This is a genomic window from Acinetobacter sp. ABJ_C4_1 (assembly GCF_044538495.1).
In the GTDB taxonomy this organism is placed as follows: Bacteria; Pseudomonadota; Gammaproteobacteria; order Pseudomonadales; family Moraxellaceae; genus Acinetobacter; species Acinetobacter nosocomialis_A.
On the sequence record NZ_JBIUCQ010000009.1, the window covers coordinates 38974 to 55135 of the forward strand.

At 40.3% G+C, this 16162-nt stretch carries 14 protein-coding genes; 6 read left to right on the forward strand and 8 right to left on the reverse strand.

Annotated elements, in window-relative coordinates; genetic code table 11:
* Positions 1–108 precede the first annotated feature (108 nt).
* On the forward strand, positions 109–552 hold the full coding sequence (locus tag ACIF8R_RS12085; protein WP_240288015.1) for a VOC family protein: 444 nt from the start codon (positions 109–111) through the stop codon (positions 550–552).
* A 51-nt stretch (positions 553–603) separates the two neighbouring features.
* On the opposite strand, the gene ACIF8R_RS12090 is transcribed toward ACIF8R_RS12085, so the two are convergent.
* From ACIF8R_RS12090 to ACIF8R_RS12115, 6 genes are all read right to left on the reverse strand, one after another.
* Entirely contained in the window at positions 604–957 is a 354-nt protein-coding gene (locus ACIF8R_RS12090) for a DMT family transporter (RefSeq protein ID WP_396480982.1), read from the reverse strand.
* 74 nt (positions 958–1031) lie between these two features.
* Entirely contained in the window at positions 1032–1517 is a 486-nt protein-coding gene (locus ACIF8R_RS12095; RefSeq protein WP_240288019.1) for a DUF934 domain-containing protein, read from the reverse strand.
* Positions 1510–3153: a nitrite/sulfite reductase gene (locus ACIF8R_RS12100; protein WP_100191803.1), complete on the reverse strand. Its 1644-nt coding sequence runs from the start codon at positions 3151–3153 to the stop codon at positions 1510–1512. Before ACIF8R_RS12100 ends, ACIF8R_RS12095 begins: the two co-directional genes overlap by 8 nt.
* A gap of 164 nt (positions 3154–3317) precedes the next feature.
* A complete protein-coding gene (locus ACIF8R_RS12105; protein ID WP_396480984.1) occupies positions 3318–5723 on the reverse strand; it encodes a glucose/quinate/shikimate family membrane-bound PQQ-dependent dehydrogenase in 2406 nt (801 codons plus the stop codon).
* Between the two features lie 174 nt (positions 5724–5897).
* Complete coding sequence (locus tag ACIF8R_RS12110) at positions 5898–7130, reverse strand: carbohydrate porin (protein WP_396481090.1); 1233 nt, start codon at positions 7128–7130, stop codon at positions 5898–5900.
* A 155-nt stretch (positions 7131–7285) separates the two neighbouring features.
* Positions 7286–8404, reverse strand: coding sequence for a CaiB/BaiF CoA transferase family protein (locus ACIF8R_RS12115; RefSeq protein WP_396480986.1), 1119 nt, complete (start codon positions 8402–8404; stop codon positions 7286–7288).
* A gap of 210 nt (positions 8405–8614) precedes the next feature.
* Between ACIF8R_RS12115 and ACIF8R_RS12120 the strand changes: the two genes are divergently transcribed.
* From ACIF8R_RS12120 to ACIF8R_RS12140, 5 genes are all read left to right on the forward strand, one after another.
* The gene (locus ACIF8R_RS12120; RefSeq protein ID WP_002051267.1) at positions 8615–9625 is read left to right on the forward strand and encodes an AraC family transcriptional regulator; all 1011 of its coding nucleotides are present in this window, start codon (positions 8615–8617) and stop codon (positions 9623–9625) included.
* A gap of 170 nt (positions 9626–9795) precedes the next feature.
* Entirely contained in the window at positions 9796–11001 is a 1206-nt protein-coding gene (locus ACIF8R_RS12125; RefSeq protein WP_396480988.1) for an acetyl-CoA C-acetyltransferase, read from the forward strand.
* Between the two features lie 18 nt (positions 11002–11019).
* Positions 11020–13155 (forward strand): 3-hydroxyacyl-CoA dehydrogenase NAD-binding domain-containing protein, encoded by a 2136-nt coding sequence (locus ACIF8R_RS12130; protein WP_396480990.1) that lies wholly within the window; start codon positions 11020–11022, stop codon positions 13153–13155.
* 173 nt (positions 13156–13328) lie between these two features.
* Positions 13329–13583, forward strand: coding sequence for a hypothetical protein (locus tag ACIF8R_RS12135; protein WP_019457519.1), 255 nt, complete (start codon positions 13329–13331; stop codon positions 13581–13583).
* Between the two features lie 15 nt (positions 13584–13598).
* Positions 13599–14459, forward strand: a complete 861-nt coding sequence (locus ACIF8R_RS12140; RefSeq protein WP_396480992.1) for a patatin family protein — start codon at positions 13599–13601, stop codon at positions 14457–14459.
* Positions 14460–14488: 29 nt separating this feature from the next.
* Here ACIF8R_RS12140 and ACIF8R_RS12145 read toward each other — a convergent pair whose 3' ends face one another.
* Both ACIF8R_RS12145 and ACIF8R_RS12150 read right to left on the reverse strand, forming a co-directional pair.
* Complete coding sequence (locus tag ACIF8R_RS12145) at positions 14489–14908, reverse strand: GNAT family N-acetyltransferase (protein ID WP_396480994.1); 420 nt, start codon at positions 14906–14908, stop codon at positions 14489–14491.
* A gap of 12 nt (positions 14909–14920) precedes the next feature.
* Positions 14921–16132 (reverse strand): class I SAM-dependent methyltransferase, encoded by a 1212-nt coding sequence (locus tag ACIF8R_RS12150; protein ID WP_396480996.1) that lies wholly within the window; start codon positions 16130–16132, stop codon positions 14921–14923.
* Positions 16133–16162: the final 30 nt, after the last annotated feature.

Consider the following 16162-nt stretch of genomic DNA (forward strand, 5'->3'; position numbering starts at 1 on the left):
TCCCACTTCGGTGGGATTTTTTATGAAAAATTTACAAAAAAAGACCCACAAAATCACTTTTAAGTTTTAACTTATTCCTTTAAACGAAAACAACAATGGACAATAACAATGCAACTCAATCACTATCTCAATTTCCAAGGTCAGGCAGAGCAAGCCTTTAATTTTTATAAATCGGTCTTTGGTGGTGAATTTGCTATGCTGAGCCGTTATAGCGATATGCCACCTAACGAGGGTGTGACCTTATCGGAAGCCGAAAAAAATTTAGTGCTGCATGTTTCTTTACCGATTAATGAATACACAGTACTCATGGCATCAGATACTATCGATCAGTTCTGCACGCCAAATAGTGTATTTACTAAAGGTAATAATCATTACATCGCAATCAACCTTGAAAAAGATGAGCAAGAAAAAGCGAAACAGCTGTTTGATGCTCTATCTGTAAATGGTCAAATCGAAATGCCGTTAGAAAAAACGTTCTGGGGCGCATTGTACGGTGCATTTACTGATCAATTTGGCATAAAGTGGATGGTTAACTGCCAGCTTGATACATAATATTTTTAATATCTGGCCCTTATAGAGATACTTATTATTTCTATAAGGGTTTTAAACATTAATATTAGAATATTTCGTAATAATCATTAAACCAACTGTAATAAAACCTATCCCTACCCATCCAGCCACATCAATATTCTGCCCAAGAAAAATCTTTGCTAGAAAGGCAGTCGCCAACACGCCCACTCCGGACCACAATACATATAAAATTCCCGCCTGCATATATTTCAAAGCAATAGCAGCACATGCAAAAGACACAATATATAAAATCAGCGCAATCGCCTGAGCAGTTTTATTAACTAATCCATTGCCTTTAGCAGAATAAAATGTTGAGAGCACATCTGTCGCAATAGCAAATATTAACCACCAAGCACCGGGATTTATTTTTGAAATTAAGCCTAACATTCTTATTCTTCATTTATTAAAAGGTATTTATAAAAAAAGCTGAACCTGAGTTCAGCCTTTATATTTAAAACGATTTAAGCACCAGTTTGATAACTTGCTTGCGGTACAGCTGTTGAAGCTTGATACGGGTTGGTAAAATCTTGCAAACCTGCCGCAGCTTCTTGTACATCTTTGCCTTCTTTCACGACAAAACTGTCAAAACCAGAACGTTTTAAGTAGTTTAAAACATCCTTAAACACATCACCTGTTGCACGTAGTTCACCTTGGAAACCTTGACGGCGTAATAGTGCAGCGAATGAATAACCACGACCATCACCAAAGCCTGCAAACTCAATGAAGATTGCATCAAGTTCATTTAATGGAAATGTATGATCTTCAGGTGAATCATTTACAGTTACATACAAAGCTTTTTTGCCTTGAACGTTAGCTAACTGGTCTAGTTGAGCTGTTGTTACCACAACATCACCTTGGGGAACCACACCATCTTCAGCAATGATTTGATAAGTATTGTCTGCAATCGTGCCGTCTTTATAAAGCACAGGTAGAGCTGTATTAAGCATATGCACGCTCCTTAAATGGTTGAATTCCTACACGGCGATATGTATCTACAAAACGCTCACCTTCTGTACGTAAATCAAGATAAGTATTCAATACTTCTTCGATAACATCTGGCACAGCATCTGCTGCAAATGATGGCCCTAAGATGTCACCGATCGATGCATCATGGTCTGAATTACCACCTAATGTAATTTGGTAGAACTCAGCGCCTTTTTTATCTACACCTAAAATACCGATGTTACCTACATGGTGGTGACCACAAGCATTCATACAACCAGAAATATTTAGATCTAAATGACCAAGATCATAAACTTTGTCTAAATCATCAAAACGACGTGTAATCGCTTCAGCAATAGGAATTGATTTCGCATTTGCAAGTGAGCAGAAATCACCGCCCGGGCAACTAATGATATCGGTAATAAAACCAATATGTGCACGCGCCATATTTTGTTGTTCAAGCGCTTGCCACACATCAAACAAATCTTTTTGAGGCACATCTGCCAAGGCAATGTTTTGTTCGTGAGTGGTACGAAGTTCACCGAATGTATATTTATCTGCAAGATCTGCAATAAAGTTCATTTCTTCAGTGGTCATATCACCTGGTGCAATACCTGCACGTTTTAGAGAAATCGTAACAATCCGATAGCCCTTCACTTTATGCGCATGCGTGTTGATATTGAACCATTGTTTGAATTTTGGATGCTCAGCAAATAAAGCGGTAAAGTCTTCATCTGCCAAATCTTGATAATCAAATGGAGTGAACTCTTCATCCAGTTTTTTCAAGATTTCTGGCTGAATTTTCAATGCTTCACGTGTATGTTCAAATTCAGCTTCAACTTTCTGAGCAAATACTTCAGGTGTTAATGCTTTAACTAGAATTTTAATACGCGCTTTGTATTTATTGTCACGACGGCCATGCAAGTTATAAACACGTAAAACCGCTTCTAAGTAAGCAATTAAATCTTCACGTGGTAAAAACTCACGAATAACGCTACCAATGATTGGGGTACGGCCTAAACCACCACCAGCCATAATTTTATAGCCAATTTCACCCGCTTCATTACGCACGATATAAACACCAATATCGTGGAATGCAGTTGCTGCACGGTCTTTTTCTTCAAGCGCAGAAACTGCGATTTTGAATTTACGTGGCAAGAATGCAAATTCAGGGTGGAATGTACTCCACTGACGAATCAATTCACATGTTGGGCGTGGGTCTGCAATTTCACCAGCAACCACACCCGCATATTGGTCAGTTGTCGTGTTACGAATACAGTTACCACTGGTTTGAATAGCATGCATTTGTACAGTTGCAAGTTCTGCCAAAATATCTGGCACATCTTCAAGTGCAGGCCAGTTCAACTGGATGTTTTGACGTGTAGATACGTGTGCATAACCACGGTCATACTTTGTTGAAACTTCAGCAACTTTACGTAATTGTTTAGAATTCATTAAGCCATACGGCACGGCAATACGCAGCATAGGCGCATAACGTTGCACATATAAACCATTTTGCAAACGTAATGGACGATATTCATCTTCAGAAAGTTTGCCAGCTAAATAGCGTTCAGTCTGATCACGGAACTGAGCAACTCGTTCATTAACCAGCTGCTGGTCGAAATCGGTATATAAATACATGGCGTATGGCTAGTAGATTCATTATTAAGGCGGATAGCATAGCGAGCTTTTATTCATCAATAAAATGCTTTTTTTGCATATTTAATAACGATTTTATTGATAAGCTTATATAAATCGACATAAAAAAAGCCCAGATCAATCTGGGCTTTTTTTATAGCAAAAGTTTATTTGTTATCTGGCAATGCATAAGCCACTAAATAGTCGCCCATTTTTGTACCAAATGAACCATGACCACCGGCCATGATCACAACATATTGCTTACCATTGATTTCATAAGTCATTGGTGTTGCTTGTCCACCTGCTGGTAAACGCGCTTCCCAAAGTTTCTTACCATTCGTAACGTTAAAGGCACGGATGTAGTTATCTTGAGTTGCGCCAACAAACATGACATTACCTGCGGTTGAAATTGAACCACCTAAACCAGGAACACCAATTTTCACAGCTGGTAATTGGAACAGTTTTGGCAAGCTATCACGGATAGTACCAATACGTTTTTTCCATACAACCTGATGCGTTTTCAAATCTACGCCAGCAACATAACCCCAAGCTGGTTGTTTACAAGGTAAACCAAGCGGAGATAAGAATGCGCTGATTTCGACACCATAAGGTACACCATACATTGGTTGTACACCCTGCTCAGTTCCCGCACCTTTTGCAGTTTCTGCACGGTTTGGATCAGCAGGAATTAAACGGCTTACGAATGGCAGACCAATCGGGTTCATTACAGCAACTTGACGGTCAGGGTTAACCGACATGCCGCCCCATTCAAACACACCTAAGTTACCAGGGAAAACTAAAGTACCGTTTTCAGATGGTGGTGTATAAATACCATCGTAATTTAGACGTTTGAAAGATACACGACACATGAGCTGATCAAGCATTGTGGCACCCCACATGTCTTTATCAGTCAATTTGTCTTGTGGCGCCAAGTTCAAGTCAGAGAATGGCTGAGTTTTTGAATAATGCTCGCCTTTGGTTTGTGGTCCGCGTTTCACTGTTTGTGGAACTGGTTTTTCAGTTACAGGAACAATTGGCTGACCATTACGACGGTCAAGAACAAAGGCATTACCTGTTTTAGTCAATACATAGATTGCCGGAACAGTTTTACCTGTTTTGTCTTTAATATCTGCCAAAGATGGTTGAGAGGGTACGTCCATATCCCACAAATCGTGATGAGTGGTCTGGAAGTTCCATATTAATTTACCAGTTGAAGCATTAATCGCTAACATTGAGTTCGCATAACGTTCTTTCAACTCAGTACGGTCACCACCCCAGATATCTGGAGTACCTACACCTGTTGGAACATAAACAATATCAAGTTTGGCATCGTATGCTAAAGGTGCCCAAGCATTTGGCGAGTTATGAACAAAGGTCGTACCTTCGCCTGGCATTGCATTTGGATCTGCTGCACCCGTATCGAATGCCCAAAGAAGCTTACCAGTGTTAACATCGTAGCCACGAATTACACCTGATGGCTCTTTACTTGAATAGTTGTCTGTTACAGAACCTGCAATTACGACAGTTGAACCTGTCACAACACCAGGAGATGTTGGGTTATAACCACCTGGATAAGCATATGGCATGAATTTTTGTAAATTCACCTCACCATTTTCACCAAAGTCAGTACATGCTTTACCAGTATCAGCATTCACAGCAACTAAACGTCCATCGTTGACTGGTACAAATACCTTACGTGGACATTGTGTAGAGCTAGATTTCTTGCTTTGAAGACTCGTTGCAAACTCAGTTGTATTGTTTGCATCGTAGTACATTACACCACGACAAGTTAAATGCTGGAACGATTTATCCGTCTTAAGCTTCGGATCAAAACGCCATTTTTCTTTACCAGTCGCTGGATCAATCGCAATTAACTGTTGATGAGCCGTACAGATAAACATGTTATTACCAATTTTAATTGGCGTAACCTGATTGGTTGTTTCACCCGAATCATTATCTGTTTTGAAATCACCAGTACGTAATGTCCAAGCCACTTTCAAGTCTTTGACGTTTTTGTCATTAATCTGTTTGAGTGGAGAATAACGCTCACCAGCTTGAGTACGACCATAAGCCGGCCAGTCACTCTCTGCTACACCAGGAACGGCTTGAGCAGTTTCTGGTTGAGGTGTTTTGATCTCACCATTAATTTCTTGCGGATCGTTGAAGATAGAATAAACCATCAACACGATTGCAATCGCTAAAGTTGAAGATAAGGCAACTTTACTTGATCCAAGGTTGTTGATTCCACGAGTCACAGCCGGAACCAATAACCATAAACCAAGAATACCTAAAATATCTAAACGTGGTGCAAGCGCCCAAAAGTCTGTTCCAACTTCCCAGACACTCCAGATAATGGTACCTAGCATTAATGCGGCATACACCCACAAAGCAGTTGAAGCGCGCTTGTAGAGTTGCCATGTAACAATGAGAAGCAAGACTCCAGCTACAATGTAGTAAATTGAACCGCCTAGTGTAGCGAGCCAAATACCTCCAATTAGCAGGAATAACGCCAATAACCCAATAATGATTACGGTAAAAGTCGTTAAACCTGATCTTGAAGAAGGTTGATTCATAAACCACCTCTTATCAATCATCATTTTTATCGGAAAGATGTGCCAAAAACCTTATAGAGAAATGGCATCACCAATACATCTAAAACAAAATTCAGGCATAAAGAAAAAAACGGAAGGTCTGGATACTTCAATCAATGATTTAGCCCTCGACAATCCGTTTTTCGGAATAATTACTTAGAATACGGTTGAGAATTTAATACCGCCTACCCAAGTGTTATCACCATTTTTTAATGCACCAACATGACGAACATATTGCACATTTGGACGAATAGTTAGCCAGTTAGTGGCATGAATACCGTAGTAAAGCTCGGTATTGTATTCAGTGTCATATTCTTTGGCTTGAATATCGCTCCAGTCATCATTGATATGAATACGAGCAACGCCAAGTGCCAACTCATCTTGAGGACGTTGATTGAGCAAACCTTTATAGACCAAGCCTACATTTTGCATGTTGTCGACTTTGTTGGTATCTGAGTCATGGAAAGTCAGGTTCACAAAACCTGTTAAACCACGATCAGTTTGATCAGCTGGCTGGAATAATTTTTGTTTTGCAGTTACCCAAACACCCTGCTTATGAGATGTTTTGGTTGGATTAGTAATTTCTTCTGCATCAGCGGTGCTGTAGTAATAACCTAGACGGTATTCACCAGCCATGCTTTGCGCACCCAATTTAGGTGACCAAACTACTTCTGCTGGAATAATTGCACCGTGAGAACCGTCTGTGCTTAGGTTAAAACCTTTGCCTCGTTCCAAGTTTTCTGGGTTATATTCATATACACCCACTTGCGTATATAAATCAGGTTGCAAGTTATATTTAACACGCATTGCCCATTGGCTAACTGGCCAGTTATACCATTGGTCACCAACCCAGTTACCCACTTGTGAACCACAAAGCGCCAAGTTCTGGAAATCACAGTCAAAACTATTAAAGTCTTCACCTTCACCAAAACGACCAACTTTAACGTCTAACTTCTGATCAAGGAATTTTTTCTTAATCCACAAGTCTGTTAAACGCCAAGTTTGCTCACGCCCCCACACTTCTTGCACAGAACTAATGTGCCCAGCTAAAGCTGGAGAATGTTCAGAAAGCGATTGCCCATCACGATAAGTTAATGTGATTTGAGCTTCTGTATCTTGCCACCCTAAAATTTTACCTAGGTCCAAATGCGAACCTAAAGCGAGTTGCCCTGTATAAGCACTACCATGCGAAGATGTATTCTTTGAATCTAAAATACCGGCATATTCACCGGTATATCCAAAAGAAAAATCATAACCTTGTGCTTGCAACGCTGTGCGTTGCCCGTTCCAATCACCCAACATCCAAGAACTATTTGGGTCAAATGCAGCAGCAGCTTGTGCATGCTGAACAAAAAGAGTAATTGATAAAACGGATAAACAGGAAACCATCAAAGATTTATGCGTTTTCATGTTTACGTACCTTTTATGTCTTTGTTTATAAAGGTTACGCTAATTTTATGTAAAGAAATTATTCAAAATGTTAATCAATTGATTAATCAGATAATAATCTTAATACACACTGTATAAGAAATAGCCCCAAGACATTACCACTGTCCCTCGCCAAGCTTTTGACCTACAAAGGAATATCGCATTTGTGAACGTGAAAACTTTATTGGGCATGCTATCTGCGGTTCTGTATCAGCCGTATTATTTTGCAAAGGAACATTCACAATCCATCCACGTTGTTGTGCTAACGGCGAGTTTAAAGCCTCACTCAAACTCAATACTGGCTCTACACAAACATCGAGATTTGCAAAAATTTCATGCCATTCTTTAAATGTTTTGCTTTTAATTTTTTCTTGAATAGCTTGCTTAACTTCTTGTCGATCTTCGGCATCTAATGACGCGCCTTTTTGCAACAGCACGGGTAAATCTAATGCAGCAGACAACCCAGCCATAAATTGTGGCTCAAGACTACCAATAGAAAGATAACGACCATCTTGAGTCATATAATAGTCATAGAAAATACCGCCATTGAGCATACCCTGCTCTGGTGCCTGTTCAACTTGACCTGCAAGTGTGGCTGATGCTGCCATGCTATTTAGACTTGCAACGCAGTCGGTCATGGAAATATCAATGTACTGCCCCATTCCGCTACGCCCGCGTTCGACCACTGCAGCTAAAATCGAAATGACCGCATGAAGTGAACCACCTGCGATATCGGCAACCTGAATGCCAAGCGGTGGTGGACCACTATCTTGTCGGCCACTATATCCAGCAATACCCGCTAAAGCTAAATAGTTAATGTCGTGTCCTGCTCGATCTTTATAGTTTCCAGTTTGTCCATAACCAGTAATTGAGCAATAAATTAAACGTGGGTTAATTTCTGCAAGCGTTGCATAGTCCAATCCTAAACGGCGCATAACATCTGGCCGAAACTGTTCTATGACAATATCAAACTCGGAAATCTTAGCTTTAATCAGATCAATACTTGCAGCATCTTTTAAGTCGAGAACAATCGACTGTTTATTTCGATTTAGATAACTATGTGCAGTTGCTTGTCCATTGGCATAGGGCGGCATAATCCGGATGAGATCTGGACGTGATGAAGATTCGATATGGATCACTTCTGCTCCCATATCAGCTAAGTACATTGTGGCAAAAGGTCCAGGTAAGAGTGTCGAGAAATCGAGAACTTTAAGTCCATTTAATGCTGTCATCATCGTATTTTTAACCACTATTATTCGAATTTTCTTTTATATTAGTTAAGCAAATATTCTAAAACAATGTCATGTTCAGCCATTTACCTTGATCATTTCGGCAATTTAACATGTAAAAAGTGCTTTTACACTGTTGTAAATCGCCAATTTATTTTTTTAGACGGTCATTTAGGTCAATTTAAAGTGAACATCAAAGAGACTGAAGGATTCAATATGAGTCGCGATACGATTAGCATCCACTTCGTGAATGCGGCTTTGACAGGCGTAAAACGCCTTGGCATGGATGTCGAGACGTTACTTTCACATGTGGGTATCGAAGCGGAACTATTACGTCAACCTAAAGCTCGAATCTCACCAGAACAATATACCCGTTTTATAAAAATGCTATGGATGGTCACCCAAGACGAACACGTCGGTTTTGATGTGCAACCACGCCGTTTGGGCACTTTTGCCATTATGTGTCAGTTGATTATTCATGCAAAAACTTTGGGACAAGCCCTCGAACTTTCATCTCAATTTTACAAGTTATTTGGTGATGAATGGTCGGTAACTCTAGAACGTGACAAACACGAAGCGCGTTTGGTTCCTCTCATTCCAAAAACATTAGATCCAGATCATTTCATTACTGAAAGTATGCTCATGATTTGGCACGGTTTGGCGTCGTGGCTTATTGAACGTCGTTTACCGTTAGAACGTGTTCATTTTAGCTATCCGCGTCCTGCTCATGCAGATGAATATGATGCATTATTTTTTGCACCAGTCATGCAGTTTGATGCACCTCGCACCGAAATAACTTTTGCAGCTGATTATCTTGACTTACCAATCCGCCAAGATGAAAAAACGCTTGAAGAGTTCCTAAAAGCAGCGCCTGCTCAACTTTTAGTAAAATTCAAAAACACCAACTCATTGACTTCTCGTATTCGTGACGTGCTTAAGAGTCAAATTGGTGAAGAAATGCCAACGCTTAATGACGTTGCATCAATGCTGTATTTATCTCCGCAAACCTTACGTCGCCGTTTGGCTGCTGAAGGTAAAAGTTATCAAGGCGTAAAAGACGCTTTACGTCGAGATGCTGCAATTCACTTGTTGCTCAACCCTGAATTAACACTTGAAGATGTTGCTCAACAAGTAGGCTTTAGCGAAACGAGTACCTTCCACCGTGCATTTAAAAAGTGGACTGGTGTAACTCCAGGTTTATATCGTCAGCTACACGGTTACCACTAATTCTTAAATCTCTTTAGTTTCACATTTAGCCCAAGTTCAACTTGGGCTTTTTTGTATCTCTATTGGCAAAAATCATCACCTGACTGGTGTGCTTATCGTCATTGCACTCGCTCTTAAAACTAGTACACTCAAAACACAAATAAATTTTAAGTAATAAAAAAGGAACTGTTATGAGCGAGGCTTATATTATTGATGCCATTCGCACACCACGCGGAAAAGGAAAAAAAGACGGCTCTCTTTACGAAGTAAAACCAATCACATTGCTCACCACCCTATTAAATGAATTACAGCAACGCCATCAGCTTGATACATCTAAAGTGGACGACATTGTTCTAGGTTGCGTAACACCAATTGGCGATCAAGGTGGTGACATTGCCAAAACCGCAGCAATTGCAGCAGGTTGGAATGATGATGTTGCTGGTGTACAAATTAACCGCTTTTGTGCATCAGGTTTAGAAGCAGTCAACATGGCAGCCATGAAAGTCCGCTCTGGTTGGGAAGATTTAGTGGTTGCTGGCGGTGTTGAATCAATGTCGCGCATTCCAATGGGTTCTGATGGCGGACCATGGGCTTTAGACCCAGAAACAAACCTTAAATCATCATTTGTTCCGCAAGGTATTGGGGCTGACCTTATTGCAACTTTAGATGGCTATAGCCGTGAAGATGTCGATAACTTTGCAGTGAAGTCACAACAAAAAGCAGCAGCAGCTCAAGCAAATGGTTATTTTGACCAATCAGTTGTGCCAATCAAAGATCATTCAGGTGTGGTGATTTTAGAGAAAGATGAATTCATCAAAGGCAATACCACACTAGAAGGTCTTGCAAAGCTCAACCCAAGTTTTGAAATGATGGGGCAAATGGGCTTTGATGCAGTTGCTTTACAAAAATATCCAGAAGCACAAAAAATCAATCATGTTCATCACGCAGGTAACTCATCAGGTATTGTCGATGGAGCAGCGGTAGTTTTATTAGCTTCAGAAAAAGCAGTAAAAGAACAAAATTTAAAACCACGCGCTAAAGTTTTGGCGACTGCATTAGTTGGTACTGACCCAACCATTATGCTGACTGGCCCTGCGCCAGCCGCACGTAAAGCCTTGGAAAAAGCTGGTCTAACAATTGATGATATTGACCTATTTGAAGTCAATGAAGCATTCGCGGCAGTTGTTATGCGTTTTATTAATGAGCTCAACGTCCCCGCTGAAAAAGTCAACGTAAATGGCGGTGCGATTGCTTTAGGCCATCCGTTAGGAGCAACAGGTGCCATGATTTTAGGCACACTACTTGATGAGCTTGAACGACAAGATAAAAAGCGCGGTTTAGCGACGCTCTGTGTTGGCGGTGGGATGGGTATTGCCACCATTATTGAACGCGTATAAAAATTAGGGATATAAAAGATGAGTGCAATTCAATACGAAAAAAATGCCGACAATATTGTCATTTTAACGCTTGATTCAACAGGTCAATCTGCGAACACCATGAATGCCGAGTTTCGTGACTCGCTCGATGAGACAACTCAGAAACTTAAAGCAGAAACAGAACTTTCAGGTGTTATTTTCCGCTCGGCTAAAAAAACTTTCTTTGCAGGCGGTGATCTAGATGAACTAATTCAAGTTCAACCTGAGCATGCAACTGACTTTTTCAATATGGTTGAGAAGTTAAAAGGTCATTTACGTACAATTGAAACGCTTGGTGTTCCAGTTGTTGCAGCATTGAATGGAACGGCACTGGGCGGTGGATGGGAAATTGCATTAAGTTGCCATCACCGTATTGCAATCAATGACTCGAAAAGTAAATTTGGCCTACCAGAAGTTACTTTAGGTTTATTACCGGGCGGCGGTGGAATTGTACGTATGGTACGTCTGCTAGGGCTTCAAAATGCATTTCCTTTCTTAATGGAAGGCAAACAGTTCGGTGTTGATAAAGCAAAATCTTTAGGCTTAATTCACGATACTGCTGAAAATGAACAAGAGCTTTTAGATAAAGCAATTTCTTGGATCAAAGCAAATCCAAAATCTCAGCAGCCTTTTGATGTGAAGGGTTATAAAATTCCGGGTGGCGATCCAAAAACTCCAGCAGTTGCACAAGTTCTTGCCATTGCGCCAGCCATGTTAAGAGACAAAACCAAAGGTTGCTACCCTGCTCCTGAAGCGATTATGGCTGCCGCAGTTGAAGGCGCTCAAGTCGATGTAGATACTGCTTTACGTATTGAGTCTCGCTACTTTACTCAGCTTACAACAGGCCAAATTTCTAAAAATATGATCGGCACTTTCTGGCATGGCCTAAATGCAATTAAGTCTGGTGCGAGCCGCCCTGCCGACGTTGCAAAATGGCAAGCCACTAAAGTGGGTGTGTTGGGTGCAGGCATGATGGGTGCGGGCATTGCCTATTCAACAGCCATTAAAGGCATTCCTGTTATCCTTAAAGATGTATCTGTTGAAAATGCTGAGAAAGGTAAAGCCTATTCACAAAAACTCCTAGACAAGCGTGTTTCACAAGGCCGCATGACGGCAGAAAAACGTGATCAGGTTTTATCGCTCATTACAGCTACAGCTTCAGCTCAAGACTTACAAGGCTGTGATTTAATTATTGAGGCAGTGTTTGAAAACCAAGAACTCAAAGCGAAAGTCACTCAAGAAGCCGAGCAATATCTAGCGTCTAATGGCGTAATGGCATCGAATACATCGACCCTGCCAATTACAGGCTTAGCGCAAGCAAGTAAAGATGATAAAGCGTTTATTGGTCTGCATTTCTTTAGCCCTGTCGACAAAATGCAGTTGGTTGAGATTATTAAAGGTAAAAACACCTCCGCAGAGACACTTGCTAAAGCCTACGACTTTGTACAGCAAATTGGAAAAACACCAATTGTTGTCAATGATAGCCGTGGCTTCTTTACCAGTCGTGTATTTGGTACTTTTATTCAAGAAGGTATGCGCTTGCTTGCCGAAGGCGTCCACCCAGCACGTATTGAAATGGCAGCACTGAAAGCTGGCATGCCTGTGGGACCACTTGCGATTCAAGATGAAGTGTCTTTAACTTTAACCGAGCATGTTGCTAGCGAAGCACGTAAAGCCCTACTAGCCGAAGGCAAAGAGCTACCGAAAACACCAGTAGATGAAGTGATTCATACCATGATTCATGAATTAAACCGTAAAGGTAAAGCTGCTGGCGCAGGTTTCTATGACTATCCTGAAAATGGTAAAAAACACCTATGGGAAGGCTTAAACCGCTGGCAGAAAGATCACGATATTTCCGAGCAAGATATGATTGATCGTATTTTGTTTGTACAAGCCTTAGATACCTTACGTTGTTACGAAGAAGGTGTATTGGAATCGGTTATTGATGCCAATGTCGGTTCTATTTTTGGAATTGGTTATGCCCCTTGGACTGGTGGAGCGATTCAATTCCTCAATCAATATGGTATTGAGAAAGCAGAAAAACGCGCAGAAGAGTTAGCTACCAAATATGGTGAGAGATTCACACCACCAGCATTACTAAAAACCAAAGCTGAGCAGAAGCAAAATATTCAATAACTTAGACGTAACGAATATTTAAAAACTGCATAAACCTTACCCATATAAATATATTTTATTTATATGGGTTTTTCTTTATGTTCTTTATGCCTTTTAAGATTTCTGCCTACAGCCTAAATATGCTATAAATAGACTTCATTTTTGTGCTTCTACAGCACATTCGAGAAATCCTTATGTCCGATAAAAATTCTTCCGAATCAGCAGTTTTAGGCTGGAAATTTGTTCTGATCGTTGGTGTTTTAAGTGCGATTTTCCTTGGCTTTTTCTATTTAGCAATGAGTAATGAACCTGACTATATGCCAGGTGCTCAGCGCAAAGCTCAACAGCACGAAATGCAACAAAAAGCTGAAAAATCGACAGATCAACAAAGTCAGCATGACAACATGCCTGGAATGGACATGCAAGAACATCAGCATTCACATCAGTAATCAGATATTTTTCAAATGACAGATTTTTCCCGCAATGCACTGGTTGTAGAAGGTGGAGGCATGCGTGGTGCCTTTACCAGTGGTGTACTTGATGCTTTTCTACAACAGCAGTTCAATCCTTTTGACTTATATGTTGGTGTATCTTCTGGTTCGACCAATGTAGCTAACTACTTAGCAGGTCAACAAGGCCGAACTTTAACATTCTATGTTGACCATTCATTACGTCCTGAATTTATCGATTATAAGCGCTTCTTTAAAGGTGGCGATTTACTCGATTTAAAATGGATGTGGGAAATTGGTGAAAAAGAACATCCTCTTGATCAACAGAGCCTTTTTGCCAAAAATCCAGATTTTTATATGGTGTTGACGCATGCTAAAACAGGTCATGCTGAATACCTTCGTGCTGGTAAAGATAATCTGTTAAATGCACTGCGTGCTTCTAGCTCAATTCCGGTTTTAACGCGTCATCCCGTCGATATTATGGGTGAACCATACTTTGATGGCGGCGTTGCAGATGCCCTACCCGTTCGCTGGACAGCACAGCAAAGTGGCGTTAAAAAGCTGTTAGTTTTACGTACTCGTCCTAAAAATTACTTTAAGGGTAGTAGCCGAGGGGATCAATTCCTCGCAAAATACGCGTTTAAACACCACTATGGTTTTGCAAGCAGTTTACGAAACCGTTGTGCCCGTTATAACGCTTCGGTAGATTTTGTTCGTAGCAGTAACCCAGAACAGCAAATTTTAGAAGTATGTCCACCACCTCTTAAAAATATGGCAGGGCGTTTAACAACAAATCCGAAAAAGCTTCGTTACAGTTATGAAGTTGGTTTAGAAACAGGCTTACAAGCCATCGAAAACTGGAATGCGATGAAGTAATTCAAAGTTGAGATTTCTAAAAAGGAATCTCAACTTAATGCTAAAGTCATATCGATATGGGGAATACCACAATCTTGGTAAACCTCACCCTGCACTTTAAAACCTAAAGCTTCGTAAAAAGCCGTCACATAAGTTTGTGCCGAAAGCTTTAAATAAGGCAGTTTTTGGTTACGCGCATATTCAATAATATGCTGCATTAAAATTTTACCTATACCCTGCTTTCGATAAGGCATTAAAACAGCAACACGCCCTACGCTATGCTGCGGTAACAAACGTGCTGTAGCGATAGGCTGCTCTTTGTCATACACCATAAAGTGCACAGCAGTAGCATCAAAATCATCCCATTCATCTTCGGATGCAATGCCTTGCTCTTGAATAAAGACTTGCTCACGGATGTATTTCGCATCTTTCTCAAGTTGTTCCCAACCACCCGCTATAATTTTATACATCCACTCACCGTCCTAGCACTTACAGCCAATATTTTCGATCGGCAACTGATCTTGTAACAACAATTCTAAGGTCTGTTTTTTAATTCCGTACATTTCTTTCAATGCTTGAATTTGAGCCATAATTTTCGCATCAGGTTGAGAAATGTTTTTGCGTTTTGTTGCCAAAATCATTTTATTTTTGCTGGTATGTTCAAGCGATACAAATTCAAAAACTTTGGTTTCATAACCATATGCTTTTAAAAGTAACGCACGCAAAGTATCGGTCAACATCTCAGCTTGTTGCCCCGCATGAATACCAAACTGTAGCATCGGTTGTAAAACTTCAGGGCTATGTAGCTGTGGACGTAATTCTTTGTGACAGCACGGCGCGCACATAATCATTGAAGCGTTTAAACGAATTCCCGTATGAATAGCGAAATCAGTCGCAATATCACACGCATGCAAAGCAATCATAACGTCCAGTTTTTCTGGCTGATAACTACGTACATCGCCTTCAAAAAAGTCTAAATGATTAAAATGCACTTTGTCTGCCACTTTCTGGCAAAATTCCACTAAGTTACATCGCAGCTCTACACCTGTAATTAAAGGAATTTTCTGTTGTTCTTGTAAATAATCATACAAAGCAAAAGTTAAATAACCTTTTCCTGAACCAAAGTCGACAATGCGTAACTCTTTTTGCTCTGCATCAATCTGCTCATACGCACTCGCAAAAATTTCGATAAATTTATTAATCTGCTTCCATTTACGAGCCATACTTGGAATGATTTGAGCTTTCTCATCGGTAATGCCAAGCTCTTTTAAAAATGCACTACTCTGGTGTACATAACGCTGTTTCTCACGATCATGCGCTTGTACAGTTGGAGCTGTATTCGTACTTTGTTTTTTACCCATATTAAGCATGGCTTTTTTCTTATTTTTTTTAAGCTGAATTTCTTGAAGAGTTGAAAATAAATTTGCTTGTTTACATTGAACAATCAACGTTGCAATCTGTTCCAAACCCTCTTCAAAGGTATAGTTTTTGGTCACATCTTGAGTAGTGTAATGATATAAAGCTGAAAGCTGCTTTTTCCCATTTAGCTCTACAATGCGGAAAGTGATTTTTTCTAGCTGTGCCAACTCTCCTTTATATTGGCTCAAAATCAAACGCTCAAAACTTTGCTCATCAAGCATTTGTTTGATTTCATGAAAGAATTGCTGTTCTTGCTCAAAGGAGAAAACCGACACAGATATACCTAAAGAATGGTGACTCATATA

Coding starts and splice junctions, on each gene's coding strand:
- ACIF8R_RS12130 (WP_396480990.1), top strand. CDS start 11,020: ATGAGTGCAATTCAATACGAAAAAAATGCCGACAATATTGTCATTTTA.
- ACIF8R_RS12100 (WP_100191803.1), bottom strand. CDS start 3,153: ATGTATTTATATACCGATTTCGACCAGCAGCTGGTTAATGAACGAGTT.
- ACIF8R_RS12105 (WP_396480984.1), bottom strand. CDS start 5,723: ATGAATCAACCTTCTTCAAGATCAGGTTTAACGACTTTTACCGTAATC.
- ACIF8R_RS12090 (WP_396480982.1), bottom strand. CDS start 957: ATGTTAGGCTTAATTTCAAAAATAAATCCCGGTGCTTGGTGGTTAATA.
- ACIF8R_RS12110 (WP_396481090.1), bottom strand. CDS start 7,130: ATGGTTTCCTGTTTATCCGTTTTATCAATTACTCTTTTTGTTCAGCAT.
- ACIF8R_RS12145 (WP_396480994.1), bottom strand. CDS start 14,908: ATGTATAAAATTATAGCGGGTGGTTGGGAACAACTTGAGAAAGATGCG.
- ACIF8R_RS12135 (WP_019457519.1), top strand. CDS start 13,329: ATGTCCGATAAAAATTCTTCCGAATCAGCAGTTTTAGGCTGGAAATTT.
- ACIF8R_RS12140 (WP_396480992.1), top strand. CDS start 13,599: ATGACAGATTTTTCCCGCAATGCACTGGTTGTAGAAGGTGGAGGCATG.
- ACIF8R_RS12095 (WP_240288019.1), bottom strand. CDS start 1,517: ATGCTTAATACAGCTCTACCTGTGCTTTATAAAGACGGCACGATTGCA.
- ACIF8R_RS12085 (WP_240288015.1), top strand. CDS start 109: ATGCAACTCAATCACTATCTCAATTTCCAAGGTCAGGCAGAGCAAGCC.
- ACIF8R_RS12115 (WP_396480986.1), bottom strand. CDS start 8,404: ATGATGACAGCATTAAATGGACTTAAAGTTCTCGATTTCTCGACACTC.
- ACIF8R_RS12120 (WP_002051267.1), top strand. CDS start 8,615: ATGAGTCGCGATACGATTAGCATCCACTTCGTGAATGCGGCTTTGACA.
- ACIF8R_RS12125 (WP_396480988.1), top strand. CDS start 9,796: ATGAGCGAGGCTTATATTATTGATGCCATTCGCACACCACGCGGAAAA.